Source organism: Pseudomonas sp. G166, from assembly GCF_037027455.2.
In the GTDB taxonomy this organism is placed as follows: Bacteria; Pseudomonadota; Gammaproteobacteria; order Pseudomonadales; family Pseudomonadaceae; genus Aquipseudomonas.
On the sequence record NZ_CP146985.1, the window covers coordinates 3035069 to 3061403 of the forward strand.

Below are 26335 nucleotides of genomic sequence, written 5' to 3' on the forward strand. Positions count from 1 at the left end.
GTTATTTATGGAAAAGTCGAAGTTTCGCAAAATCGCTATCGTGCTTGTACTGGTCGTGGTGGCCGCGCTGATTTTCTACAGTGCGCAGTCGCCGGGCAAACCACCGGAGTACCTGACTGCCGAGGTCGAACGTACCGACATCGAGAACGCGGTACTGGCATCCGGCACGCTGCAGGGCGTCAAGCAGGTCGATGTCGGTGCCCAAGTGTCGGGCCAACTGAAATCGCTCAAGGTCAAACTGGGCGACAAGGTCAAGAAGGGCCAGTGGCTGGCGGAGATCGACCCTATGCTGGCGCAAAACTCATTACGCCAGGCCCTGGTCAATGAAGAGAACCTAGTGGCTAAGCGGCAGGCCACGGCGGCGCAACTCAAGGACGCCAAGGGCACCTACGATCGCTACAAAAAACTGCAACCGGACGACGCGATCTCCAAGCAGGAGTACGAGACCGCCGAGTCGAACTACAAGGTGGAAGCGGCGAACCTGCTCTCCCTCGATGCGCAGATAAAGGACGCCCGTATCCAGGTGGAAACCGCGCGGGTCAACCTGGCCTACACCCACATCGTCGCGCCGATTGATGGCTATGTCGTGGGGATCGTGACGCAGGAAGGCCAGACCGTGATCGCCGAGCAATTGGCACCGGTGCTGCTCAAGCTGGCCGACCTGGACACCATGACGGTCAAGGCCCAGGTGTCGGAAGCCGACGTGATTCACATCGTTCCCGGCCAGGAGGTGTACTTCACCATCCTGGGTGAATCGGAAAAGCGCTATTACGCCAAGCTGCGGGGCACTGAGCCGGCGCCGCAGAACTTCCTCGAAACCCAGACTGCCGGGACGCCGAAGCAAAATACCGCGGTGTTCTACAACAGCCTCTTCGACGTGCCGAACCCCGATCATCGCCTGCGTATTTCCATGACGGCCCAGGTCCGTATCGTCTTGGACAAGGCCAAGGATGTATTGACGGTCCCTGTCGCCGCCCTGGGTGCAAAAAACCAGGATGGCAGCTATGTGGTGCGTGTGCTGGACGCCGAAGGCAAGGCTCAGCCGCGCAACGTGCAGACGGGCATCAACAACAACGTGCGGGCCGAGATCAAGGATGGCCTGGCAGAAGGTGACAAGGTCGTCATCGGCGAACCGACCCCAGCCGTGGCGGGAGCCTGACCATGACGCGACCACTGTTGGAGCTCGAGGGGATTACCCGCAGTTTTCTTGCGGGCGAGAAGGAGTTCATAGCGCTCAAGAACATCAACCTGACGATCAACGCCGGGGAGGTCGTGGCGATTACCGGCGCTTCCGGCTCCGGCAAATCCACACTGATGAACGTGCTCGGCTGCCTCGACCATCCGAGTTCCGGCAGCTACAAGGTGGACGGGCGCGAAACCGGCTCGATGGACGATCATGAGCTGGCGGTACTGCGGCGTGACCACTTCGGTTTCATTTTCCAGCGTTACCATTTGCTGCCGCACCTGAGTGCCTTGCACAACGTCGAGATGCCGGCCATTTACGCTGGCGCGGCAGAGAAGCAACGGCACACGCGTGCCGGGGAGTTGTTGGGACGTCTGGGACTGGTAGGGCACCTGAGCAACCGGCCCAGCCAACTCTCCGGTGGCCAACAGCAGCGGGTGAGTATTGCCCGGGCCCTGATGAACGGCGGCGAGATCATTCTGGCGGACGAACCCACCGGGGCGCTGGACACCACCAGCGGCAAGGAGGTGATGAAGATCCTCCTGGAACTCAACGCGGCAGGGCATACGGTCATCATCGTGACCCATGACGAGAAAGTGGCGGCTCACGCCCAGCGCATCATCGAGATCCGCGACGGCGAGATCGTCAGTGATCGCCCCAATCCGCAGAGGCCGCTGCAAGACTTGCCGGAACAAGACATGCGTCTGGCCAAGGTCAAGCCCACCAACGGTCTGCTCGCCCGTTTCGGGCTGTTCAGCGAAGCGTTCAACATGGCCTGGGTGGCGTTGATCTCGCACCGGATGCGAACCCTGCTGACCATGTTGGGCATCATTATCGGCATCACCTCCGTGGTGTCGATCGTGGCCATCGGTGAAGGGGTCAAGCAATATGTCCTGAAAGACATCGAAGCGATCGGCAGCAACACGATCGAGATCATGCCTGGCGCCGACTGGGGGGACAGTCGCTCGACCGCTATCGAAACGCTGGTGTTGTCCGATGTGACCGCCCTGAGCGACCAGTATTACATCGACAGCGCCACCCCGAACCTGGGGCGAAACCTGTTGCTGCGTTATGAAAACATCGACGTCAATGCGACCGTCAACGGTGTGAGCGCGAGCTATTTCCAGGTTCGCGGAATCAAGATCGGCTCGGGTGTGGCGTTCAGCAAGGACGATGCCCGCCGGCAGTCGCAAGTGGTGGTGATCGACCACAATACGAGCAAGCGCCTGTTTGGCTCGCACACAGACCCATTGGGCAAGGTGATTCTGGTCGACAACTTGCCGTGCACGGTCATCGGCGTGACCGAAGACCGCAAAAGCGTCTTCAACACCAGCAAGAACCTGAATATCTGGATGCCCTATGAAACCGCGGCCGGCCGGTTGCTGGGCCAGCGCTTCCTGGACAGCATCACGGTTCGGATAAAGGACGGGCAACCGAGCAAATTAGTGGAAGACAACGTGGTCAAGCTCCTGGAGCAGCGCCATGGCATCAAGGACTTCTTCACCTACAACCTCGACAGCGTGATGCAAACGGTGCAGAAGACCAGCCAATCACTGGCGCTGCTGCTCTCGTTGATTGCGATCATTTCGCTGGTGGTGGGCGGGATCGGGGTGATGAACATCATGCTCGTCTCGGTGACCGAACGTACCCGCGAGATCGGTATTCGCATCGCTGTCGGTGCTCGCCAGTCCGACATACGCCAGCAGTTTCTGGTGGAGGCGGTGATGGTGTGTCTGATGGGGGGCACGATTGGCATCGCCTTGTCGTTTGGGATCGGCTACGTCTTTTCGATCTTCGTCAAGGAATGGCAGATGGTGTTCTCAATGGGATCGATCGTCACTGCTGTCATCTGTTCCACACTGATTGGGATCGTGTTCGGCTTTGTGCCTGCGCGTAATGCCGCGCGGCTCGATCCGATCAATGCGTTGGCGCGCGATTGACCTGGGCTGCATGACTTGAACCAGGCACATCCCCCTGTGGCGAGGGGATAAACCCCCGCCACAAAGGTCAATACCTGGCCTCTTATACCGCTACGCGGGCCGCCTGCGAGCGTGTCTCGCCGACTTTCTTCACCGAGTGTTCGAAGCGCTCCAGGACCATGCCGACCTCAGCCTCTGTGATGGTCAGGGGGGGCAGGAACCTGAGCACTGCGCCATGGCGTCCGCCGGTCTCCATCATCAACCCGTTGTCGAAGCAGTTGAGCTTGATGGCGTGGGCACGAACACCGTCAGCCTGGCCGGCGCGCTGGTTGGTGCCCGGTTGAGTGATTTCCACGCCGATCATCAAGCCGCGACCGCGGATATCGCCGATGCATGGAAAGCGTTGGGCGATTTGCTCCAGGCCGTGCTCCAACTTCTGCCCCATCCGGGCGGCATGGGCGACGAGGTTGTCTTCGCGGATTTGCTGCATGGTTGCAGCACCGGCGACCATCGCCACCTGGTTGCCACGGAAAGTACCCGCATGCATGCCGGGGCCCCAGGTGTCGAGATAATCGGCATACACGATCACCGCCAATGGATAACCGCCGCCGATGGCTTTTGACAGCACCAGAATGTCGGGCACGATACCCGCGTGTTCAATGGCGAACGTGCTGCCGGTGCGGCCGAGGCCGGTCTGGACCTCATCGACGATCAGCAAGATGTCCTGTTCCAGGGTGATTTCCCGCAGGGCGCGCAGCCAGTTGGCCGAAGCCGGGATGCAACCGCCTTCACCTTGTACCACCTCGACGATAACCGCCGCCGGCTTGGCAACGCCGCCTTCGGGGTCCGACAGGACGGTGCGGATGTAGTCGATGGACAGTTGGTCGGTGTGCTCGCCATCGGTGCCGAACGGACAGCGAAACCGGTAGGGAAACGGCAGAAAGTGTGTGCCCTGGGCAATCAGGCCGTCACCGGTCTTGGGAGACAGCTTGCCCATCGCCGACAGTGCACCGGCCGTCATCCCGTGATAACCGCCGTGGAAGGCCATCAATGGCGAGCGCTTGGTGTAGTGGCGCGCCAACTTGATGGCCGCCTCGACCGCATCCGAGCCACTGGGGCCGCAGAAAAGAATCTTGCTGGTGTCGCGCATTTTCGCCGGCAGCATCGAGAACAGCTCCTGCACGAACGCATGCTTGGCCGGTGTGGCCAGGTCCAGTGCCTGTTGCAAGTGATCGCTGCCCAGAAACTGCATCACGGCGTCCCGGACTTGCGGCGGGTTGTGCCCGAGGGCCAGTGTCCCGGCGTTCGACAGGCAGTCGAGGAACTCTTGGCCGCTGGCGTCCTTGATGCGCATGCCTTTGCCGCTGACGAACAGTCGCTGGAAAGTCTGCGCATAGGTGCGTGCGTTCGACTCGACGTTTTCGAGGTAACTGAGTGCTTCCATATTCGATCATCCATTGGCTATGGAAAGTGAACCGAGCGGGGCTGTCATTCATGCTCGACAGCGGGTGCGGTCTGTACTTGGCAGGTCCAGGTCATTTCAACAGGCCCCTGTCTTTATCGCGAGTTTTCTTGCCGGCACCTGTCCCCGTTTTCCACGCCAGACACCCAATCCGGCACGGGGTTAAATACCTGCCACACGAGCCTCGTCAAGCCATCGTCAATCATCTGCCAACTCCCTGAGCTGTGGCGGTGCCGGGTGCCTTGCTGTTCTTCACCTTTGTCACCCCATAGAGAACCCTATGCATGTCTTCAAGCCTCCAGAAAACGTATTGCTGGTGACACTGTGTGCGGTGGCCTTGAGTGGCTGCGTATTGGGCCCTGACTATCGAGTGCCAGACGTCCCGGTCGCGGCCAAATGGCAAGCGCCGCTGCCCCATGGCGCCTCCATGGCCGCGTTGGCCGACTGGTGGCAGCAGTTCGATGACCCGGCGTTGGCCAAACTGTTGCGCCTGGCCGAAGCCGATAGCCCATCCATGGACCAGGCCTGGGCCAATATCTCGCTGGCCCGGGCAACCGCTGCCAGTGATGCTGCGGATGCCTTGCCGAAAATCGACGGCAGATTGTCCGGTGGTCGTGGCGGGCAGCAGACCGGCTCTGAACGCCTGGGTGGTTCAGGCTCTTCGGCAACGATGGATGCAGCCTGGGAGCTCGATCTGTTCGGCAAGTTGCGCCGCAACAATGAAGCGGCAAAGTCCCGTGTCCAAGCGCGGGTGGATGATTGGCATGACGCGCGTGTTTCGCTGGCGGCCCAGGTCGGCGACTACTACGTGCAATACCGCGGTTGCCAGAAGCTGGTGCTGGCTTATGGGGACCAGGCCCAGTCACAACAGGACACCGCGCGTATCACTCGCCAGTCGTTCGGGGCAGGCTTCACGTCCTCGGCTGACGCGGCCCTGGCCGATGCCAGCGCTGCCAGCAGCGTCGCGACACTGGTCCAGCAGCAGAGTGAATGCCAGGTGCTGCTCAAAAGCCTGGTGGCGCTGACCGGCAGTGATGAAGGGCAACTGCTGGAGGTGCTCGGCCACACTCCGGCGCAACTGCCTCAACCGGCCGAGCTTAACGTGCAACAGATACCGGCCGAACTCGTGCGTCAACGCCCGGACCTTGCCTCCAGTGAGCGCGAGTTGGCTGCGGCCAATGCCGAGATCGGCGTGGCCCAGGCGGATCGGCTGCCGAGCCTGAGCCTTTCCGGGACTTTTTCCGTGGGCACCATGGTCGGTCAGCGCAACCGTTCCTGGTCGCTGGGCCCGGTGTTGTCGATTCCGCTGTTCGATGGTGGCAAGCGCCGCGCGGCGGTCGACGGTGCCAAGGCTTCTTATGACGCAGCCCTCGCAGTCTATCGCCAGACGCTGCGCACCAGCGTGATGGAAGTGGAGCAGGCGCTGGTGCGCCTCGATGCGGCACGTCGACGGGAGGCGGATGTGGAGCGCTCCACGGCCGGCTTTCGTGAGTCCTTCGAGGCCATCGACCGCAATTGGCAGGCCGGCAACGTCAGCTTGTTGGACCGGGAAACCGCACGCCGCCAGGCGCTGACCGCCGAGATTGAATTGATCACCCTGCAGCAGAATCAAGTGCGCTACTGGATCGCCCTGTACAAGGCGCTGGGGGGCGGCTGGCAAGCCAGTCAACCATTGGCGCGGAGCCGGGCATTGAGTGGAGAGGGCGCGTGAGGTCGAGGTCAGGCAGATTCGCGTTGGCGATCATCGTATGTGCGCTCGTGGTGGCGTTGATCTATTTTCGCCGTGGTGCCGAACCGGCGGTGGCCGCTCCTGAGGTCAGTAGCTTGAGCGTGGAGGTCGTCCAGGCGCGGCGCCAGATCTGGCCGCAACTGTTGTTCGCCAATGGAGCGCTCGCGCCCTGGCAGGAAGCGGTCATCAATGCCGAGACCAGCAACCTGCGCATTGCCAGCATCGAAGCCGATGTGGGCAGCCGGGTGAAGAAAGGTCAATTGCTCGCTACGCTGGCCAGCGAAACAGTCGTCGCTGAAGAAAGCAAACAGAAGGCGCTCGTCGCTCAAGCCGAGGCAAATCTGAAACAGGCCCGTTCCAATGACCGCCGCGCCCGGGTCGTCGGAGAGGGTGGCGCCTTGTCGGAACAGCAACGCGAAGACTATCGAATCAAGGTCGCGCTCGCCGAGGCTGATCTGGCCAGCGCCCGCGCCGAATTGCAGAGCACTCGGATCAGGCTCAGGCAGACGCGCATCGTGGCGGTGGACGACGGCATCATTTCGGCGCGCACGGCGTTGCTCGGCAAGGTGCTCTCCGCCGGCGACGAGCTGTTTCGCCTGGTGCGCGACGGCCGCATCGAATGGCAGGCCGAGCTGGATGCACGCCAGTTGGCCCAGGTACAACCCGGCCAGGTCGCCCGCATGACCTTGCCCGGCGGTCAGAGCGTGGAAGGGCGGGTGCGCCTGGTATCGCCTACCTTAAGCACCAAGACCAGCCGGGCGCTGGTCTACATCTCCTTGCCAAACGACAGCGCTGCCCAGGCCGGCATGTATGCCAGTGGGCAGATCGAACTGGCGCCCCGCGAAGCCGTCACGGTACCGGACACCGCGGTCATCCTGCGGGACGGACGTTCTTATGTGTTCACGCTCAATGAGGACATGCGCGTCGTCCAACGCCCGGTGGTGGTCGGCCGGCGCCTGCACCAGGCCGTGGAGATCCTCAGCGGCCTCGATGAGCCCGCCCGCATCGTGCGCGCTGGCGGCGCGTTCCTCAATGACGGTGCGAGTGTGACCCTCGTCCAAGCCCAGGTCGCCCAGCCATGAACATCTCAGCCTTGTCGATCCGCTATCCGGTTCCAGCCGTCATGCTGTTCATTCTGCTGACGCTCTTGGGCCTGTCCGGTTTTGGAAAACTCGCCATCCAGGATTTTCCGGACATGGACCTGCCGGTGGTCGTGATCAGCGCCTCACTCGAAGGCGCTGCCCCGGAGCAACTGGAAACGGAAGTGGCGCGCAAGATCGAGGATAAACTGACGTCCCTGCGCCTGCTCAAGCACGTGACGACGCTCATCACCGACGGTGCCGTCACCATCAACGTCAGCTTTGACATCGACAAGGATGGCAACGAGGCCCTGAACGAAGTGCGTAACGTGGTCGACAGCGCCATGCCGCAGCTGCCGGCGAACCTGGACACACCATCGGTTTCCCGGCTGACCACCAGTGCCTCCGCGTTGCTCACCTATGTCATCGACTCCGACAATCTGGACGAAGAAGCCTTGTCCTGGTTCGTCGACAATGAACTGAGCAAACAATTGCTGGCGGTGCCGGGGGTGGCACTGATCTCGCGCATGGGTGGCGTCGATCGGGAGGTCCAGGTCAACCTCGATCCGGCCCTGATGGCAGGGCTGGGCATCCGTGTTTCGGACGTAGCCAGCCAGTTGCGTGCCATGCAAAAGGACAATTCCGGCGGCCAGGGCAACCTGGGCAGTGGTCAACAGGCCATGCGGACCTTGGGGGCCATCGACGATCCGGCGGCCCTCGGAGCCATCGACATCCCCAGCGGCGACGGTCGCTTGTTGGCATTGAATCAGTTGGCCGACATTCGCGACACCCACGCCGAACGCAGTACCCGGGCGTTTCATGATGGCAGGCCGGTAATTGGCTTTCAGGTCACCCGTTCCCTGGGCTTCTCCGATGTCGGCGTGGCCAATGATGTACGCAAGGCCATGACCACGTTCGTGGACCAGCACCCCAACGTGCAGATCGTTGAAGCCAATGACACCGTCAAGGCCGTCCTTGCCAACTATCACGACTCGATGAACCTGCTGTACGAAGGCATGCTGCTGGCAGTGTTGGTGGTCTGGTGGTTCTTGCGGGACTGGCGCGCCACACTCATCGTAGCCACGGCGTTGCCACTGTCGATCATCCCCACCTTTGGCGTGATGTACCTGGCCGGGTTTACGCTCAATGCGGTTTCGCTGCTGGCCTTGGCGTTGGTCATCGGTGTACTGGTGGACGATGCGATCGTCGAGATCGAGAACATCGCGCGGCATTTGCGCATGGGCAAGACACCGCGTCAGGCTGCCACCGAGGCGGCGGATGAAATCGGCCTGGCGGTGCTCGCCACGACCGTCACCCTGGTCGCGGTGTTCCTGCCCACGGCATTCATGGGCGGCATCGCCGGGAAGCTGTTTCGTCAGTTCGGTGTGACGGCTTCGGTTGCGCTGTTGTTTTCGTTGTTGGTGGCGCGCGTACTGACGCCGATGATGGCGGCTTATTTCCTCAAGGCAACTCATCAAACCGCCGCCGATGGCCCGTTGATGACCCGCTACCTGGGCTGGATCCATGCCAGCCTGACCCGGCGCAAGACCACGATGTTGCTGGCCAGCCTGTGTTTTGTCGGCGCCTTGGCGCTGGTCCCGTTGCTGCCCACCAGCTTCCTGCCCGCGCAGGACACCGGTCGCAGCAAAATCACCTTGGAACTGCCACCCGGTACGACACTGGAACAAACCACCGCGATAGCATTGCAAGCCAGCGAAAGATTGCGGGACATACCGGATGTCACACATGTCTTCAGTTCGGTAGGGACGGCCAGCAGCTCGGGCTCTGGGCCTGGTGATATCACCGGGGCCGGCGATGCCATCCTGACGGTGGAGCTGGCGGATCGAGATGTACGGGATCGCAAGCAGGTAGAGGTCGAAGCACAGATGCGTCAGGTGTTGCGTACCCTGCCAGGGGTTCGCATCAATGTTGGCGGCGACGGCAGCGGAGAGAAGCTCAATATCGTGCTTGCCAGTGATGACGGTGATCTGCTGGAGCGCACAGCCAGCGCCCTTGAGCCGCAGTTGCGTGAACTGCGCGGGATTGGAAACGTCTCGTCCAGCAGCGCCTTGCAACGCCCGGAAATCCAAATGCGCCCGGATTTCGCCCGAGCGGCGGAACTGGGCATCACCAGTCAGGAGATCGCCGATACCTTGCGCATGGCGACCTACGGCGAATATTCCTCGCAACTGGGCAAAATCAATCTGTCCCAACGCCAGGTGGACGTACGGGTGCGTATGGATTCGCTGCTACGCGACGACCTGCAGGCCATCAGTCAATTGCGGGTGACCGGCCGCGACGGTCAGGTCGCCCTGTCTTCGTTGGGGGAGATCAGCATGGGCAGCGGGCCGGCGCAAATCAGTCGCCTGGATCGTCTGCGCAATATCACCCTGTCTATCGAACTCAACGGGCGCAATCTAGGCGAAGTCATGGCCGAAGCCAGTCAACTGCCGGTGATGCGCAATCTTCCAGCCGAAGTGAAACTGGTGCAGCAGGGCGAATTGCAACTGATGACCGAACTGTTCGGCAGTTTCAGCCTCGCCATGGCCATCGGTGTGTTTTGTATCTATTCGGTCCTGGTGCTGTTGTTCCATGACTTCTTGCAGCCGGCCACGATTCTTTCGGCACTGCCGCTTTCGCTGGGTGGCGCGCTGCTGGCCTTGCTGCTGTGCAACTTCAGTTTTTCCCTGCCATCGGTCATCGGACTACTGATGCTGATGGGGATCGTGACCAAGAATTCCATTCTGTTGGTGGAGTACGCCATCATGGCACGCCGCGATTATGGCCTGGGTCGATACGAAGCGTTGGTGGATGCCTGTCACAAGCGCGCCCGTCCGATCCTGATGACCACCATTGCGATGGGCGCGGGAATGTTGCCGACTGCGATGGGGATGGGACAAGACCCAAGTTTCAGGCAGCCCATGGCTGTGGTGGTGATGGGCGGTTTGCTGACTTCAACGCTATTGAGCCTGCTGGTGGTTCCGGTGATTTTTACTTATGTGGACGATGCGCTGGAGTGGTTGAAACGTCGCGCTCGGGTGGCAGTGGAAGGAAGTGTGGCGCAAGAAAATCCGGGGAAATGAGCAGTAATCCCCCAACAAATACTCGATTCGTCGGTGATCGAGCAGTCGTTGGGGGTGAGTTTTATACGGCTTGTTGAATCACGGTATTGCCACTCCATTCGACCTGCGCGGGTGTGGCATCCATCGAATGCATCCATCGGATCAACGAGCGGCGTCCGCCAATCCCCATCTTTATGGCTGCGCGTTTCAGATAACTTTCGACTGTATTGACTTTAAGGTTCAGTTGTTCGGCAAGTTCAGGTGCGGTACGCCCGGCCAATAGACCAACGCATACTTCCGTTTCACGAGAGGACAAACTCAACCCAGACAGAAGCAACCGTTCGGCGAATCTTTGGCGGAGCGCTTCCATGCCTCCGTTTTCCGGAGCGTCCAATGCCAGGCCGGGATCCTGCCGCACGGACTCAGATGGAACCAGGGCAGCAACGTGTTCTTCGACCATGGGCAATAAAAGACAGGAAAAATCTTTCAGCAGAGCATGTTCCTGTGCGGAAAACCCTTTGGAAAAAGGTGAGCGGTATATGGACAGCACATAACGACGACCATTCTTTCGGGTGGTCAGGTGGAGTTGAGTCGTGGTGTTGTGCGAAGGTGTTTTGTCCGAACGCTCTTGGGTGAGTAGACAGCGGGAGAAGTTGGGCACTTTTTGCGGTGCTGCATCTTCGAAAAAAATATCATCGGCCAGGAAAAAAGGCTTTGCTGTATGAGCCTCCATGATCGCGTCGATGCATGCGTTATCCATGCCGACGCAACCGATACTGGAGGTGCTCGGTTCAGAAATATTACTTGTGCCTATCCTTTGCTCAGTAATATGTGTTGCGTCTACAGGTATTTCCGTGAGTATCAGGTCGTGCAGCATGCGGGGAAAATTGCGGCTGCCTGTACTGGCAATGACTTTGCCAACGTGCGGGAATAATCGTTGTAGGTTCATCCTTTCTCCAAATTCATCCAAGTATTTGATTTATAGCTGTAGCTCAGTGTGCATGGGAATCTTTGCTGGAATGTTTCGGCGGGGAAGGGGTTGGCCGATATCCAGGGATTTATGGAGTTTGCCTGACGAACGGCAGGTTACGAGGGGTTGGGTATATACAAAGGCTCGGTTTATTGCATTCTTCTTGAGGACCTCTTCATAAATGGTGGACGTGCAGGGTAATGTGCCGTAGATGATTTTTTCGCCCTTTGAACCTAACGCGGTATTGTGTCTGTCAACTGCCCATCCGGAACGCTTCAGGATTTTCTCCATCATGGTGTCAACGACAATTTCATAGGTTTGTATATTGTGTTGTTGGGCGAACTTAATCATTGACAGGAAAAGTGCTGCTGTGCGAATGTCTACATTAGCTTGAGTGAGTTCTCCTGTGGCAAAACTGTCAGTTGAAAGTGCGAAGCGCGTAGCTTCCCAACAGTGTTCCGAATCGGGTCTGTTGTCTTCGGTTGGAAGAATAAAGCTTAAGGGGCCACTCATGAGTGTCGGCTTGCTGGAGGGGCGTAGTCGAACACAGCCGGTAACTCGGTCGTTTTGATGGGCGTAGATATAGATTGCATCGGGATCGTCATATTCATCCCATTCGTAATCACTGCCTTGATAACTTTCAATGTCCCATTTTTTTCTATCGATGAAGGCTAGTTTGCGAATGGACAATATTTGTTCCAGGGTATTGAATGGGATTTTCGAATAACTTGCGACGCTGGTAGAAACGCCGGAAAATCGGTAGGTGCAGGGGGAGTAGTTCATGAATGCGATTTCTTGGCTACAGGTGAAGCTACTGTTAACTCTGCACTAAAGCATTTCAACTGTCCTAAAGTACAGTCTTCGATTTATAGAGTGTATAGCCTAATTAGTAGGCGCTTTTTGGCAATCCCTTATAATCATTGGGAAGGGCGTTAGTTGAAGGATTCGTATCACTGGGAATCCAAAAAAGTATAGGTGCGCAGTAGTGGCTTATTGAAGCTGTTTGTGTGACAGCCGATAGGGCTGTGTGGATCATTTTTTTGACGTATTTGAAATGGATTGGCTAACTGCATGATATCGTGTGATTCGAAAAATTGACGCCTTGAAGAGCCAACTGAAGACATGTAGTCAGAAGGTCATGTGAATGTGGGAGGATTGTTTTTACCTGCGAAATTGCTTCTTGCCAGTAGAGCCACGATGTCTGTCTACGAGTTGGCAAATGGGGAGTGGCATATTGATGTTGGTCTAGTGTGATTGCTCTAATGAGTTAGTTGTCTGACCTCTTATGACTCCGGCGTGATGTCATATGGAAAGATATGGATTGATCTGACCCTGTAAACGAGCCGTCCAGGCTCCTGATATGGATGACGCTATGAGCTATATTGTGCTTTCCCTGTTGACGGTGTTGTTGGTTCCGGGGCCAACGAATTCATTGTTGTTGCAAACCGGTATAAATCGAGGCTTCAATCCTCGCTCGATGAGGTTCGTCGTAGCGGAGTGGTTGGCGTACGTCATTCAGATGACGATGTGGGGCGTGTTCATTGACCTGTTGATGACCGACCACTCGTGGGTAGTGATCGCAACCAAGATTTTTGCCGTGTGCTTTTTGTTTTATATTTCCGTGAAACTGTGGTTCTCGGTAAAGGACAATACACCTGGTGCAAGAGCGGGTATTACGGTGCCTGATCTGTTTGTTGCGACATTGACCAATCCCAAGGGGTTGTTCTTTGTTTCCTTCGTTGCGCCGGTGGGTACTTTCTTATCGCTCGATAGTTGGCTGTCATTCATGCTGCTCTTTACCCTGATTATTTTTCCGGTGGGGCTGGTCTGGATTGCGGCAGGAGCATTCTGTGGGCGAAAGTTGCACGCGATTGTATCCGGGCGACTGTTAAGTCGAGCCATTTCTTTGGTGATTGGATTGTTTGCATGTGGCATGCTTTTCAACATCGCAACGCAGGCCGGCTTTGCTTGAGCCGGTGGCGCCAGTTGGAAAAGAATAGGGTGCTGGACTGACTGGTTGTACCGGTGCTCAGATTGCCCGGGGAAATAAGGAATGGCGGGTCAACGCGGTGCGAAGTGCTAAACGAGGTTCAAGTGCACCGCCTTAAACATCGCTTGCTTGACATTGATGCAGTCCAGTTTTTCAGTCATTTGCTTGGCATGGAACTTTACCGTTCGTTCGGTGATGTTCATGATCAGACCTATTTCCTTATAGTTTTTCCCGAGCGACAGCCAACGCAAGAATTCAATTTCCCTGGGTGATAGCTTGAGATTGCTCTCAATGCTGGCCTCCGTGGGGCGGTGCTGGTTGGCGATGATGCTAAGGGTTTTTATGATGACCAGGTTCGAGCGAATGAGGGTGGGGAAGTCCGGGTCATTCTCTTCGGAAGATAAGTGGATAGAGCCGAATGATCGGCCAGGTTCATGAAGCGGAATGGTGAACCCTTGCTTGATGCCATAGGCGGCTGATTGATCAAATATTTCAGGGTTATTATCTATTTCTTGGGGGATTTCATCCCAGAAAAAAGGCGTGGCCGTAACGGCTGTGTTGGCCATGACGGGGTCCGACTTGTAGAGTGAATTCTTGCGATAGGTTTCCACCCATTCGCTAGGGTAGTTACTGTGGATAGAGATCTTGGAATGATTGAAGGGTGTCGGTTCCAGGTGGACATAAGCAAACTTGTTAATCCCCAGTCTTGAGAATATCCAGCCGAGTATTTCGGTGTACTCGTCTTCGCTTGCCCCTGCAATGTTATTTTCCACCTCTTGAATTAAATGGAATAGATGGCTTGAGACGGGCTTGAGCATAATGGGCACGCTCGAAAAATTGATGTAAGACTCTGCCCTGGCCAGGCGCTTTACCTTGATAGTCGCCAAGCGGGAATTGGGAGTTTTATAGCGTCGGTATCAACAACCACACGTGTATTGTGCGGCCGCAGTCAGCGCTCTGAGGTAGCTCGGATTGCCCGGTCTACCCTTTATCGGGGATCGCTTCAGAGAGCGATAAGAGTGTCTCATCCCCCCGCGTAATTGTGTTCTCAACAAGGTTGATGTCATTGCGCCTCCTGGCATGTGCAGCCTCATACTCTTGCTCCATGAGGCTACAGTCAAATTCGACTACTGAAACGATTAACTGGGAAACAGTATAGTCAGCTTTTTCGAAACGGCGAGAAACAATCAAAAAAAGCTTAGTTTTCAAGCTGCAATGCGTTTCTCAAAAACGCTGCCGTCCGGCTCTCGCTGCATCCGGCCACGGTCTCTGGGGCCCCGCACACCACCATTTTGCCGCCTTGGGCCCCAGCCCCCGGACCGATATCGATGACCCAATCACTTTGCGCCACGACCCGCATGTCGTGTTCCACGACCACCACTGTATGACCGTCCGCCACCAGCCGATTCAACTGCACCAGCAGACGATCCACGTCCTGGGGATGCAGGCCGTTAGTCGGTTCATCCAGCACATACAAGGTTGTTCCCCGGGCTTTGCGCTGCAACTCGGTTGCCAGTTTGATCCGCTGTGCTTCACCACCGGACAGCTCCGTGGCTGGTTGTCCCAAGCGCAAGTAACCGAGGCCGATATCCTGCAGCACTTGCAATGAACGCTTGGCCGCCGCGTGCTCGGCAAACACCTCGAGCGCTTGGTTCACGGTCAGTTGCAGCACTTGGGAAATATTCAAGCCCCGCCAGCTCACTGCCAGGGTCTGCGGGTTGTAGCGTGCTCCATGGCAGGTGGGGCAGGGTGCGTATACGCTGGGCATGAACAGCAACTCCACGCTGACAAAGCCCTCGCCTTCACAGGTTTCGCAGCGTCCTTTGGCGACGTTGAAGGAAAATCGCCCGGCATCGAATCCCAACGCCTGTGCCTGCTCTGTCGCGGCGAACAGTTTGCGCACGTGATCGAACAGCCCGGTGTAGGTGGCGAGGTTGGAGCGCGGTGTGCGGCCGATGGGTTTCTGGTCGACCTGGACCAGCCGCTTGATGACGTCGAGCCCGGCGCTGACGCGACCGCCGCTGGTTTGCACCGGTTCGTCTTCGAGGCTTTGCTCATCGGCTTCGGCGCTGACGTTGGCTTGGTCCAGGTGGGAGCCGACCAGATCCAATAGAGCCTGGCTGACGAGACTGGATTTCCCCGAGCCCGAAATACCGGTTACCGCAGTGAAGCAACCCAGGGGGAAGTCTGCGTTGAGGTTGTCCAGATTATTGCGTGTGATGCCTTCCAGGCGCAGCCACTCCCGTGGTTTTCGAGGACTGCGAGCAGCCGTGCGGTGCTCGGCGAACAGGTAGGCACGGGTCCGTGATTCAGGCACCTGCTCAAGCCCGCTGGGTGGGCCGCTGTAGAGCACTTGGCCACCTTGTTCACCCGCATCTGGCCCCACATCGATCAGCCAGTCAGCGCGACGCATGGTGTCCAGGTCGTGTTCGACCACGAATACCGAGTTGCCTGCCGCCTTCAGGCGTTGCAGCGCCTCGAACAGCGCTTCGCTGTCAGCCGGGTGCAGGCCGGCGGAGGGTTCGTCCAGTACGTAGATCACGCCGAACAGCTGGGAATTGAGCTGGGTTGCCAGGCGCAGGCGTTGCAGTTCGCCGGAGGACAGCGTGGGCGTGCTGCGCTCCAGGGCCAGATAACCAAGGCCGAGGTCGATGAGGGTGACGATCCGCTCCAGTAGTTCTGCAGCGATGCGTTGGGCGGCCAGGCGCTTTTCCAGGGAGAGGTTGGGCGTGTGACGGGCGTCCGGTCCCCCTGCGTGGGGGCTATCGCCTCTGGCGGCGCGCTGCTCGCGAGCCTCACGGGTTTGCCGGTGGCTGAGGACTTCCCCCGATTCTTCGGCTTGCTCCAGATAACTCGCAGACGCGACCTCTTTGAGTACCGCAGCCAGCTCCAGCAAAGACAGGTGGGACAGTTCGGCGATGTCCAGGCCGGCGAAGGTCACCGTCAATGCTTGGCGCTTGAGCCGCTTGCCTTCGCACACGGGGCAGGGACTGGCACGCATGTATTGCGCCACGCGTTTGCGCATCTGGGCGCTTTGGGAGTGCATGAATGTGTGTAGCAGATAGCGCCGGGCGCCGCTGAAGGTGCCCTGGTAGCTGGGCTCGAGTTTGCGTTTAAGAGCCGCGCGGGTCTGGGCCGGAGTGAGTCCGGCGTATACGGGTACGGTGGGCGTTTCCTCGGTGAAGAGAATCCAGTCGCGTTGCTTTTTCGGCAGGTCGCGCCAGGGAGTGTCGACGTCATAGCCCAGGGTCACCAGGATGTCTCGCAGGTTCTGGCCCTGCCACGCCATGGGCCAGGCTGCCACGGCACGTTCGCGAATGGTCAGCGAAGGGTCGGGCACCATGGACGCTTCGGTCACTTCATAGACCCGACCCAGGCCGTGGCATTCCGGGCACGCCCCCTGCGGTGTGTTGGGCGAGAAGTCCTCGGCGTAGAGCATTGGTTGGTCGGCCGGGTAGCTGCCAGCGCGGGAGTAGAGCATGCGGATCAGGCTCGACAGGGTGGTGACGCTGCCCACAGAGGAGCGTGCGCTGGGGGTGCCGCGCTGTTGTTGCAGGGCCACTGCTGGCGGTAAGCCTTCGATGCTGTCCACATCCGGTACGCCGACCTGGTCGATCAGGCGTCGCGCATAGGGCGCCACCGACTCGAAGTAGCGACGCTGGGCTTCGGCATAGAGTGTGGAGAAGGCCAGGGACGACTTGCCGGAGCCCGACACGCCGGTAAACACCACCAGGGCATCGCGGGGGATGTCGACGTCAACGTTCTTGAGGTTGTGTTCGCGGGCGCCACGCACCCGGACGAAACCGGTGCCTTCAGGCAATGGGGGGATGGGACCGGAGCGTGGGGGCATGGAGCGTTCCTTGTTTGCGTCTGCTCAACGCGTTGAGGCTTTCTGGCGAAACAGCGTCATTCGGAGAATGGAACTTGAGTCACAGCACTGACAATTATGCGACCGGGTTCATTCGTTCTAGTGCGATAAAAATTTACTCCGGACGAAAGAGATGAGAAAAGCTTTCCAGTTCCCATGGATACGGACCTCTCATGCCTCGATCGAAGCTGTTCATGACTCTGTTTGTCGCGCTGCTGGGCTGCGCTGCGCTGTGGTACGCGTGGGTGATTGCCAGCGCCAAGCTGCAATGGGGCGGTGCCAACCCTGACCCACAGCAGTTGGGCGCCGTGAAGGATACCCGGTTGCGCGCGATGACCCAGTATTGTACGGGCGTGGTCGTGACCCCGCGGGGTACCTGGCTGGTAGGGCGGCTGGAAGGCGACACCAAACAGCTGGAGCCTTCTGCCGATGTGGTGGATTTGAATACCGTGGTCTATGGCAAGCCGGTCGAGGGCGAGGATGAAGAGCTGCAAGCGTCTGGCGTCTTTTCCAGTGTCTTCGCTCGTGATGACAAGGAAACTTCCTTCATTTCCCGCCTGGACGGTCAGGGTCAATTTCAACTGGTGGCCCATGTCAGTGGCGCGGCCTGCCTGGTGGCCAGTCCGGATGGCGACAGTGTGTTTCTGCTCACGGGGCTTGACCGGCCTGAAGTTCCAAGCGCTGATGGCATCAACCAAACGGTGGTCTTTCGCAGTGAAGATCAAGGCAAGCACTGGACCTGGTTGAGCAAGGGATGGTTTGCCGATGCCGATCAGTTGGCCTGGAACCTGGAACCGTATTTCCATGGGGCGAATGAGGTCTGGGCCTGGGGCAGGCCGAGTGGCGTCGATGATGACAGTGGCGAAGAGGCTGCGGGAGCTATTTCGACGGGGGTCTTTTATTCTGCCGATCGCGGCGCCAGCAGCACCCCCATATTCGCCGCTGAGCCGCTGCTGGTGTCTGCCGAATATCTGCAGGACAAACGCCCCGACATTACTGAATGGCGCACAAGTGAAGGCGCCTATGGGGAAGTGCAGACGAATGTGCTCCAACTGGATGCACAGCGTGCGTTTATCTGGGTGTCTCAACGCTTTTGGGGGAGCAATCCGGACGGCGCGGGCGACAATGTCGCGTTCAACGTAACCACGCGGACTCGGTTGCAACGCATGGCTGGGCAGTGGCAGGTCATGGAAGTCCAGCGTGAAGATAACCTGTTCATCGATGCGCTGGTGCAAAACGATACCGGACGGGTAATGGGCCTTATCGACCAAGGTGACCGCGGGCAGGACGTTGTCGCCGAGCTGGATACCGTCGCGCTGGCCTGGCGTCCTTTGGGCGAACTGCCCAGCGTGTTCGATCCATTGGCCTCGGACAGTCGATTGCGCGGCGGGAATTTCTGGATGGGGCGCAACACCTTGCTGATCAACACCAGCAGCGAGCACCACCCGCCGCGCTGGCTCTACTGGTGGTCGGACGCGAACATCTCTGCCGATGGAGTGTTTTACTCCAAGGACTGGGGGCACTCCTGGCAACGCCTCGCCATCGATGGTTACCTGGGCATCGTCGGCTTTCAAGCAGCGCAGGACCGGGTGATCTGGGCCAAGGGCAATTGGTACGACAATAATGACGGGCGCATCTACTCCTACGGGTTGCGCTGAGGGTCGGACCGAGCACTGTTACTTGAACTGACACCAACCTGTGGCGAGGGGATTTCTCCCCTCACCACAGGTTTTTTGTGAGCCGGGGTTAAGTTTTTCCAAATTGATTTCAATCAAGGGCCGCGCAAGGGGGCGGGTCCTACGATGATCGCCAAGATCCTGTCTTTAAGACCTGGCGTCCATGACCCCTCTTTTTGTGATGCAGCACCCATCCCGCTTCTGGCTCCGCGCACTGTTCACTCTCCTGTTTTTATTCGCGGGCCTTGCCCAGGCCAAGGACTACGGTGACATCCAGCAACAGCGCATCCACCATGTCCTGAGCCAGGCCGACTCGATCTCCGAGCCCGAAGGGCCGTTCAAGGTGCGCAAGCTGTCCGCTGCCGGCAAGGTCCTGGGCTACGCGTTCCAAAGCCTGGATGTGGTGGACATTCCCGCTTATTCAGGCAAGCCGATCAATGTCCAGGTGATCCTCGATCCGGCCGGTGTGATTCTCGATGCCTATGTGCTCGAACACCATGAGCCGATTCTGCTGATTGGCATCGCTGAAGAAAAACTGCATGCATTCAGTGCGCGCTACAGCGGCATCAAGGTCAATCAACGGGTGGTGGTGGGGCATTCCAGCGACCCGAACGCCGTGACGGTGGATGCAATCGCCGGGGCCACCGTGACGGCGATGGTGGTCAATGAAGTCATCATGCGCGCCGCTCACGACGTCGCGGTCTCCCTGGGGTTGGTCAAGGGTGACGCAGGGCTGACCGTGGCGCCGGCCCGGGTGCGTGAGGCTCTCTACGAGCCCGCCGACTGGAAGACCTTGACCGGTAACGGCGCGATACGTCGCCTGCACCTGACCCGCAGCCAGGTAGATGCTTCCTTCAAGGGGACCGAGGCCGAGCAGGTCGAGGTCGCCAGCGCCGAGCAAGCGGACGATACCTTCATCGACTTGTATGTCACTCACCTGAATCCACCCACCATCGGCCGCAACCTGCTCGGTGACAGCCAATACCGCACGCTGATGGCCGGGCTCAAGCCGGGCGAACAAGCCATCGCCGTGATGGGCAGTGGACGTTATTCCTTCAAGGGCTCGGGCTATGTACGTGGCGGCATTTTCGATCGCGTACTGGTGCGTCAGTTTGGCGATGCCATCAGCTTCCGCGATATGGATTTCCAGCGCTTGGATGACGTGGCTGCCGATGACATGCCTGAGTTCGACGAAATGGCGATTTTCATCGTCCGTGCGTCCCACCGTTTCGATCCCGGTTCGCCCTGGAGCCTGGAGTTGCTGGTGCGCCGCCAGACCGGGCCAGTGCGCGGTATTTTCAGCAGCTTTGAGCTGGCCTATCAACTGCCGGAGCCCTATCTGGAGCGGCCATTGCCGACAGCCGAGCAGCTGGCGGCGGCCGAAGAAGCCAGCCGGCCGATGTGGTTGACGCTCTGGTATCAGAAAAACATCGAGATATCGGTGCTTGTGGCCGCGTTGTCGGTGCTGACGGCGATCCTGTTTTTCCAGGATTCGCTGGCCCGGCGGCCGACGCTGTTGCATTGGGTGCGTCGCGCTTACCTGGTGTTCACCGTGGTATTTCTCGGCGGCTATGCCTTGGCGCAGTTGTCGGTGGTCAATGCGCTGACCTTCGTCCACGCCTTGTTCGAAGGCTTTCGCTGGGAACTGTTCCTCACTGACCCGCTGATTTTCATCCTCTGGGTGTTCACCGCCGCCAGCATCCTGCTCTGGGGCCGTGGGGTGTTCTGTGGCTGGCTGTGCCCGTTCGGCGCGCTACAGGAGTTGATCAACGAGCTGGCGCGCAAGCTCAAGGTGCCGCAATACGAGCTGCCGTTCGCCGTCCACGAGCGGCTGTGGGCGATCAAGTACATCATTTTGCTGGTGCTGTTCGGTGTCTCGCTGGAGTCGATGGCCACCGCCGAACGACTGGCCGAAGTGGAGCCCTTCAAGACCGCCATCACCCTCAGGTTCGACCGCCAGTGGTGGTTCGTGGCCTACGCGGCGGGCCTGCTGGTGGTGAACCTGTTCACCCGCAAAGTCTACTGCCGCTACATCTGTCCGCTGGGGGCCGCCCTGGCGATGCCCACCCGGTTGCGCTTGTTCGACTGGCTCAAGCGTCGCAAGGAATGTGGCAACCCGTGCCAACTGTGCGCCAAGGAATGCGAGATCCAGGCGATTCACCCCGATGGCCGGATCAATGCCAACGAATGCCATTACTGCCTCGACTGCCAGATGACCTGGCACAACGAAAACAAATGCCCGCCGCTGATCAACAAGCGCAAGAAGCGCGGCAAGGCGACCGCGACCGATGCGCAATTGATTCCCGTGGTGCAGGTGAGCCCGGCGCCTTGAGGCACCCGAAATGTCCTGTCCCTTGATCCTTTCATTCTTCATGGAGCACACAGCATGAGCGACAAAAAAACCGAAACCTCTGGCGCAGTGGAAGAACCCAGGGGTGTCAGCCGGCGAAGTTTTCTTGGCACCGGTGCCGTCACCGGCGCGGTGCTGGCCGGCGCCACGGCGCTGGGGGCCGGCACGTTCACACGTGAGTCCTGGGCCGCGGCGGCCAAGGAGGCCAAGTCCAAGATCCATGTCGGGCCTGGTGAGCTGGACGAATACTACGGTTTCTGGAGCGGCGGCCATCAGGGCGAGGTGCGGGTGCTGGGCGTGCCGTCGATGCGTGAGCTGATGCGCATCCCGGTGTTCAACGTGGACTCGGCCACCGGTTGGGGGCTGACCAACGAAAGCAAGCGCATCCTGGGCGACAGCGCCAAATACCAGAACGGCGACTGCCATCACCCGCACATCTCCATGACCGACGGCAAGTACGACGGCAAGTACCTGTTCATCAACGACAAGGCCAACTCCCGGGTCGCACGCATTCGCCTGGACATCATGAAGTGCGACAAGATCCTCACCGTGCCCAATGTCCAGGCGATCCACGGCCTGCGCCTGCAAAAGGTGCCATACACCAAGTACGTGTTCGCCAATGCCGAGTTCGTGATCCCGCATCCCAATGACGGTCGCACCTTCGACCTGCAGGATAAAAACAGCTTCACGATGTTCAACGCCATCGATGCCGAGAAAATGGAAATGGCATTCCAGGTGATTGTCGATGGCAACCTGGACAACTCCGACGCTGACTACACCGGCAAGTACGCCGCCAGTACCTGCTACAACTCCGAGAAGGCCTACGACCTGGGCGGCATGATGCGCAATGAGCGCGATTGGGTGGTGGTGTTCAACATTCCGCGTATCGAAGCTGCGATCAAGGCCGGCAAGTTCATCAACCTGGACGGCTCCAAGGTGCCGGTGGTCGATGGTCGCAAGACCGATGGCAAGGACTCCGAGTTCACTCGCTATATTCCGGTACCGAAGAACCCCCACGGGCTCAATACCTCGTCCGACGGCAAATATTTCATCGCCAACGGCAAGCTGTCGCCCACCGTCTCGATGATCGCCATCGACCGCCTCGACGATCTGTTCGCCGACCGTTTCAAAGACCCTCGCGAGGTCATCGTGGCTGAGCCGGAACTGGGCCTGGGGCCGCTGCATACCACGTTCGACGGGCGCGGTAATGCCTACACGACCTTGTTCATCGACAGCCAGGTGGTGAAGTGGAACATGGACGACGCCATTCGTGCCTACAAGGGCGAGAAGGTCAACTACATCAAGCAGAAACTCGACGTGCAGTACCAGCCCGGCCACAACCATGCCTCCCTGACCGAAACCAGCGAGGCGGACGGCAAATGGCTGGTGGTGTTGTGCAAGTTCTCCAAGGACCGTTTCCTGCCCACCGGTCCGCTGCACCCGGAGAACGATCAACTGATCGACATCTCCGGCGAGGAAATGAAGCTGGTGCACGACGGCCCAGCCTTCGCCGAACCCCACGATTGCATCCTCGCCCGGCGCGACCAGATCAAGACCCAGAAGATCTGGAACCGCAACGACCCGTTCTTCGCCGCAACCGTGGAGCTGGCCAAGAAAGACGGCATCAACCTGGAAACCGACAACAAGGTCATTCGCGACGGCAACAAGGTGCGGGTCTACATGACGTCGATGGCCCCGGCCTATGGCCTGACAGAGTTCACCGTCAAGCAAGGCAACGAGGTGACGGTGACGATCACCAACATCGACCAGATCGAGGACGTTACCCATGGCTTTGTCATGACCAACCATGGCGCGAGCATGGAGATCAGCCCGCAACAGACCTCATCGATCACCTTCATCGCCGATAAGGCCGGCTTGCATTGGTACTACTGCAGCTGGTTCTGCCATGCCCTGCACATGGAGATGGTCGGACGCATGCTGGTTGAAAAAGCCTGAGACAGCTCGTCAAGGAGACAGCTTCAATGACCGGGAACACGCCACAACCTGCGGGCCGCGCTCGTCAACCGGTCATTGCGCTGGTGTTTTGTCTGTTATCGGGCGGTGCGCTCGCCGCGCCGCAGCCGATCACCAATCTGCCTTTGCAGGCCGAGGGCGAGCAGCAATGGCGCCTACCGGCGGGGCACTATCAGGGTTCGTTCAGCATTGATCAACCGATGACGCTCACCTGTGCACCGGACGCGGTATTCCAGGGGCAGGGCGAGGGTAATGGGTTGATCATTCGTGCGCCGAACGTCCAGGTCCAGGGCTGCACGTTCCTGGACTGGGGCCATGACCTGACGGCCATGAACGCTGCCGTATTCATTCAGCCCGTCGCTCAGGGTGCGGTGGTTCGCGCAAACCGGATGCAGGGCCAGGGCTTCGGCATCTGGGTCGATGGCACTCGCGACGTCAGCCTGATCGACAACCGCATCCAGGGTGACCCCGGCCTGCGCTCCCAGGACCGCGGCAACGGCATCCATTTGTATGCAGTGCACGGCGCCCGGGTCATCGGCAACCAGGTGCGCGAAACCCGCGACGGCATCTATATCGACACCTCCAGCGGCAACCTGCTGCAGGGCAATACCCTTGAGGACTTGCGCTATGGCGTGCATTACATGTTCGCCAACGATAACCGCCTGCTGGACAACGTCACCCGGCGTACCCGCACCGGTTATGCCTTGATGCAAAGCCGTCAACTGACCGTGATCGGCAACCGTTCCGAACAGGATCAGAACTACGGGATCCTGATGAACTACATCACCTATTCCACCCTGCGCGACAACTTCGTCACCGACGTGCGCGACGGGTCTACCGGCGACACCATGATCACCGGCGCCGAGGGCAAGGCCTTGTTCATTTACAACTCGTTGTTCAACCGCATCGAGGGCAATCATTTCGAGCGCAGCGCCGTGGGCATTCACCTGACCGCTGGCTCGGAGGACAACCGCATCGCCGGCAATGCCTTCGTGCACAACCAGCGCCAGGTCAAATACGTCGCCACCCGGTTGCAGGAATGGTCGGCGGATGGGCGCGGCAATTACTGGAGCGATTACCTGGGCTGGGATCGCAACGGCGACGGCGTGGGGGACGTGGCCTATGAGCCCAACGACAATGTCGATCGCCTGCTGTGGCTGTACCCCCAGGTACGGCTGCTGATGAACAGTCCGGGTATCGAACTGCTGCGCTGGGTACAGCGGGCATTCCCGGTGATGAAATCCCCTGGGGTCATGGACAGCCATCCGTTGATGGAAACCCCGGTCCATCCCCCGTCACGCAACAGTGCTCAGGAGGACGCGTCTTGAACGTCGTCGAGATCGAAGGCGTCAGCCAGCACTATGGCGATGTCGCCGTGCTGCGCGGGCTCAACCTGAACCTGGCCCAGGGCGAAGTGCTCGGCCTGTTCGGGCACAACGGTGCGGGCAAGACCACCACCATGAAGTTGATCCTCGGTCTGCTGCGGGCCAGCGAAGGCCAGGTGCGCGTCTTCGGCCGTGAACCCAGCGATCCCAGCGTGCGGCAGATGCTCGGCTACCTGCCGGAGAACGTCATGTTCTACCCGCAGTTGAGTGGGCTGGAAACCCTGCGTCACTTCGCCCGGCTCAAAGGCGCAGCGCCGCAGCAGGTCGAGCGTCTGTTGGAGGAGGTAGGGTTGGCATACGCGGCCCGGCGTCGCGTGCGGACCTACTCCAAGGGCATGCGTCAACGCCTGGGCCTGGCGCAGGCCTTGCTCGGCCAGCCGCGTCTGTTGCTGCTGGACGAACCGACCGTTGGCCTGGACCCCATCGCCACCCAGGACCTCTATCAACTGCTCGATCGCCTGCGCTGGCAGGGCACCAGCATCATTCTTTGCTCCCATGTCCTGCCGGGCGTCGAGGCACACATCAACCGCGCCGCGATCCTGACCCAGGGGCGTCTGTTGGCCTTGGGCAGTCTGGCTCGGTTGCGCGAAGACGCAGGGTTGCCGACCCTGATTCGCGCTTCGGGGTTGGCCCGTTCTGCACAGTTGCTGCAACGCTGGCGCAGCGAGGGGCATGTCACCCAGGGCTGGGGCGCCGAGGGTTTGCAGGTGTCCGCGCCGGACGGCAGCAAGCTCGTCTTGCTGCGGCAGTTGCTGGCCCAGGACACCCCCACGGACGTGGAGATCAAGCCACCGTCCCTGGAGGACCTGTACCGCCATTACATGGTCCGCGCGGCGGCCGAGGAGGCCAGCTCATGAACCCGATCTGGAACATGGCCCGCAAGGAATTCAGTGATGGCCTGCGTAATCGCTGGTTGCTGGCGATCAGTCTGTTGTTCGCGGTATTGGCCATTGGCATCGCCTGGCTCGGCGCGGCGGCCTCCGGCCAATTGGGGTTTACCTCTGTGCCTGCGACGGTGGCGAGCCTGGCCAGCCTGGCAACGTTCCTGATGCCTTTGATCGCCTTGCTCTTGGCCTACGACGCGATTGTCGGCGAAGACGAGAGCGGCACCTTGCTGCTGTTGCTCACCTATCCGTTGGGGCGCGGTCAGTTGCTGCTGGGCAAGTTCGTTGGCCATGGCTTGATCCTGACCCTGGCGACGCTGATTGGTTTCGGTTGCGCGATGTTGGCCATTGCCCTGTTGGTGGACGATATCGAGCTGAACCTGCTGCTCTGGGCTTTCGGCCGCTTCATGTTGTCCACCACCTTGCTTGGCTGGGGCTTTCTCGGGCTGGCCTATGTGCTGAGCAGTCTCTCGGCGGAAAAGTCTACCGCCGCCGGGTTGGCGCTGGGGGTGTGGTTTTTCTTTGTGATGGTGTTCGACCTGGTGCTGCTGGCGCTATTGGTGCTCAGCGAGGGCCGGTTCAGCCCGGATCTGTTGCCGTGGTTGCTGCTGTTCAACCCTACGGATGTGTATCGGCTGATCAATCTGTCGGGCTTCGATCCTGCGTCCACTGGCGCCGCGGTGCTGACCCTGGGTAGCGACCTGCCGGTGTCGGGGCCTTTGCTCTGGTTGTGCCTGTGGCTGTGGGTGGCAGTGCCGTTGTGGTTGGCTTATCGGTTGTTCAATCGCCGGTGCCCGTGATTTC

General features: G+C 59.4%; 17 protein-coding genes. 12 read left to right on the plus strand and 5 right to left on the minus strand.

Going from position 1 to position 26335, the window contains the following annotated elements; all coding sequences use genetic code 11:
• Window positions 1-7 precede the first annotated feature (7 nt).
• Together macA and SGN16_RS13235 are read left to right on the plus strand one after the other, a co-directional pair.
• On the plus strand, window positions 8-1159 hold the full coding sequence (gene macA, locus SGN16_RS13230; RefSeq protein WP_210644693.1) for a macrolide transporter subunit MacA: 1152 nt from the start codon (window positions 8-10) through the stop codon (window positions 1157-1159).
• A 2-nt stretch (window positions 1160-1161) separates the two neighbouring features.
• Window positions 1162-3123, plus strand: a complete 1962-nt coding sequence (locus SGN16_RS13235; protein WP_210644695.1) for a MacB family efflux pump subunit — start codon at window positions 1162-1164, stop codon at window positions 3121-3123.
• Between the two features lie 82 nt (window positions 3124-3205).
• Here the strand turns inward: SGN16_RS13235 and SGN16_RS13240 are convergent, their stop codons facing one another.
• Window positions 3206-4546 carry a diaminobutyrate--2-oxoglutarate transaminase family protein gene (locus SGN16_RS13240; protein ID WP_210644697.1) on the minus strand — a complete coding sequence of 447 codons (1341 nt, stop codon included), beginning with the start codon at window positions 4544-4546 and terminating at the stop codon, window positions 3206-3208.
• A gap of 298 nt (window positions 4547-4844) precedes the next feature.
• Between SGN16_RS13240 and SGN16_RS13245 the strand changes: the two genes are divergently transcribed.
• From SGN16_RS13245 to SGN16_RS13255, 3 genes are read left to right on the plus strand one after another with little or no spacing between them, the layout of a single operon-like run.
• Entirely contained in the window at window positions 4845-6275 is a 1431-nt protein-coding gene (locus SGN16_RS13245) for an efflux transporter outer membrane subunit (RefSeq protein WP_210644699.1), read from the plus strand.
• 47 nt (window positions 6276-6322) lie between these two features.
• Entirely contained in the window at window positions 6323-7375 is a 1053-nt protein-coding gene (locus tag SGN16_RS13250; protein WP_246883144.1) for an efflux RND transporter periplasmic adaptor subunit, read from the plus strand.
• Complete coding sequence (locus tag SGN16_RS13255; protein ID WP_335945981.1) at window positions 7372-10455, plus strand: efflux RND transporter permease subunit; 3084 nt, start codon at window positions 7372-7374, stop codon at window positions 10453-10455. The genes SGN16_RS13250 and SGN16_RS13255 overlap by 4 nt, the downstream gene beginning before the upstream one ends.
• A 61-nt stretch (window positions 10456-10516) precedes the next feature.
• Here the strand turns inward: SGN16_RS13255 and SGN16_RS13260 are convergent, their stop codons facing one another.
• Window positions 10517-11383, minus strand: a complete 867-nt coding sequence (locus tag SGN16_RS13260) for a helix-turn-helix transcriptional regulator (RefSeq protein ID WP_210644704.1) — start codon at window positions 11381-11383, stop codon at window positions 10517-10519.
• Between the two features lie 30 nt (window positions 11384-11413).
• Window positions 11414-12187 (minus strand): acyl-homoserine-lactone synthase, encoded by a 774-nt coding sequence (locus SGN16_RS13265; protein WP_335945982.1) that lies wholly within the window; start codon window positions 12185-12187, stop codon window positions 11414-11416.
• A 589-nt stretch (window positions 12188-12776) separates the two neighbouring features.
• Between SGN16_RS13265 and SGN16_RS13270 the strand changes: the two genes are divergently transcribed.
• Complete coding sequence (locus SGN16_RS13270; RefSeq protein WP_335945983.1) at window positions 12777-13376, plus strand: LysE family transporter; 600 nt, start codon at window positions 12777-12779, stop codon at window positions 13374-13376.
• A gap of 107 nt (window positions 13377-13483) precedes the next feature.
• On the opposite strand, the gene SGN16_RS13275 is transcribed toward SGN16_RS13270, so the two are convergent.
• Window positions 13484-14212, minus strand: a complete 729-nt coding sequence (locus SGN16_RS13275) for a LuxR family transcriptional regulator (protein WP_210644710.1) — start codon at window positions 14210-14212, stop codon at window positions 13484-13486.
• A gap of 380 nt (window positions 14213-14592) precedes the next feature.
• The gene (locus SGN16_RS13280) at window positions 14593-17244 is read right to left on the minus strand and encodes an excinuclease ABC subunit UvrA (RefSeq protein WP_335945984.1); all 2652 of its coding nucleotides are present in this window, start codon (window positions 17242-17244) and stop codon (window positions 14593-14595) included.
• Between the two features lie 191 nt (window positions 17245-17435).
• Between SGN16_RS13280 and SGN16_RS13285 the strand changes: the two genes are divergently transcribed.
• From SGN16_RS13285 to SGN16_RS13310, 6 genes are all read left to right on the plus strand, one after another.
• The gene (locus SGN16_RS13285; protein ID WP_335945985.1) at window positions 17436-18920 is read left to right on the plus strand and encodes a hypothetical protein; all 1485 of its coding nucleotides are present in this window, start codon (window positions 17436-17438) and stop codon (window positions 18918-18920) included.
• Between the two features lie 181 nt (window positions 18921-19101).
• Window positions 19102-21270 (plus strand): 4Fe-4S binding protein, encoded by a 2169-nt coding sequence (locus SGN16_RS13290; protein ID WP_335945986.1) that lies wholly within the window; start codon window positions 19102-19104, stop codon window positions 21268-21270.
• A 54-nt stretch (window positions 21271-21324) separates the two neighbouring features.
• Window positions 21325-23244 (plus strand): TAT-dependent nitrous-oxide reductase, encoded by a 1920-nt coding sequence (gene nosZ / locus SGN16_RS13295; protein WP_210644716.1) that lies wholly within the window; start codon window positions 21325-21327, stop codon window positions 23242-23244.
• 26 nt (window positions 23245-23270) lie between these two features.
• A complete protein-coding gene (locus SGN16_RS13300) occupies window positions 23271-24590 on the plus strand; it encodes a nitrous oxide reductase family maturation protein NosD (RefSeq protein ID WP_335945987.1) in 1320 nt (439 codons plus the stop codon).
• Window positions 24587-25504: an ABC transporter ATP-binding protein gene (locus SGN16_RS13305; RefSeq protein ID WP_210644720.1), complete on the plus strand. Its 918-nt coding sequence runs from the start codon at window positions 24587-24589 to the stop codon at window positions 25502-25504. The genes SGN16_RS13300 and SGN16_RS13305 overlap by 4 nt, the downstream gene beginning before the upstream one ends.
• Window positions 25501-26331, plus strand: a complete 831-nt coding sequence (locus SGN16_RS13310; RefSeq protein ID WP_335945988.1) for an ABC transporter permease subunit — start codon at window positions 25501-25503, stop codon at window positions 26329-26331. The genes SGN16_RS13305 and SGN16_RS13310 overlap by 4 nt, the downstream gene beginning before the upstream one ends.
• The last annotated feature ends 4 nt before the right edge of the window (window positions 26332-26335 follow it).

Bases quoted from the DNA above. Each gene is read 5' to 3' on its own strand.
- macA (WP_210644693.1), top strand. From the start codon at position 8: ATGGAAAAGTCGAAGTTTCGCAAAATCGCTATCGTGCTTGTACTGGTC.
- SGN16_RS13235 (WP_210644695.1), top strand. From the start codon at position 1,162: ATGACGCGACCACTGTTGGAGCTCGAGGGGATTACCCGCAGTTTTCTT.
- SGN16_RS13240 (WP_210644697.1), bottom strand. From the start codon at position 4,546: ATGGAAGCACTCAGTTACCTCGAAAACGTCGAGTCGAACGCACGCACC.
- SGN16_RS13245 (WP_210644699.1), top strand. From the start codon at position 4,845: ATGCATGTCTTCAAGCCTCCAGAAAACGTATTGCTGGTGACACTGTGT.
- SGN16_RS13255 (WP_335945981.1), top strand. From the start codon at position 7,372: ATGAACATCTCAGCCTTGTCGATCCGCTATCCGGTTCCAGCCGTCATG.
- SGN16_RS13260 (WP_210644704.1), bottom strand. From the start codon at position 11,383: ATGAACCTACAACGATTATTCCCGCACGTTGGCAAAGTCATTGCCAGT.
- SGN16_RS13265 (WP_335945982.1), bottom strand. From the start codon at position 12,187: ATGAACTACTCCCCCTGCACCTACCGATTTTCCGGCGTTTCTACCAGC.
- SGN16_RS13270 (WP_335945983.1), top strand. From the start codon at position 12,777: ATGAGCTATATTGTGCTTTCCCTGTTGACGGTGTTGTTGGTTCCGGGG.
- SGN16_RS13275 (WP_210644710.1), bottom strand. From the start codon at position 14,212: ATGCTCAAGCCCGTCTCAAGCCATCTATTCCATTTAATTCAAGAGGTG.
- SGN16_RS13280 (WP_335945984.1), bottom strand. From the start codon at position 17,244: ATGCCCCCACGCTCCGGTCCCATCCCCCCATTGCCTGAAGGCACCGGT.
- SGN16_RS13285 (WP_335945985.1), top strand. From the start codon at position 17,436: ATGCCTCGATCGAAGCTGTTCATGACTCTGTTTGTCGCGCTGCTGGGC.
- SGN16_RS13290 (WP_335945986.1), top strand. From the start codon at position 19,102: ATGACCCCTCTTTTTGTGATGCAGCACCCATCCCGCTTCTGGCTCCGC.
- nosZ (WP_210644716.1), top strand. From the start codon at position 21,325: ATGAGCGACAAAAAAACCGAAACCTCTGGCGCAGTGGAAGAACCCAGG.
- SGN16_RS13300 (WP_335945987.1), top strand. From the start codon at position 23,271: ATGACCGGGAACACGCCACAACCTGCGGGCCGCGCTCGTCAACCGGTC.
- SGN16_RS13310 (WP_335945988.1), top strand. From the start codon at position 25,501: ATGAACCCGATCTGGAACATGGCCCGCAAGGAATTCAGTGATGGCCTG.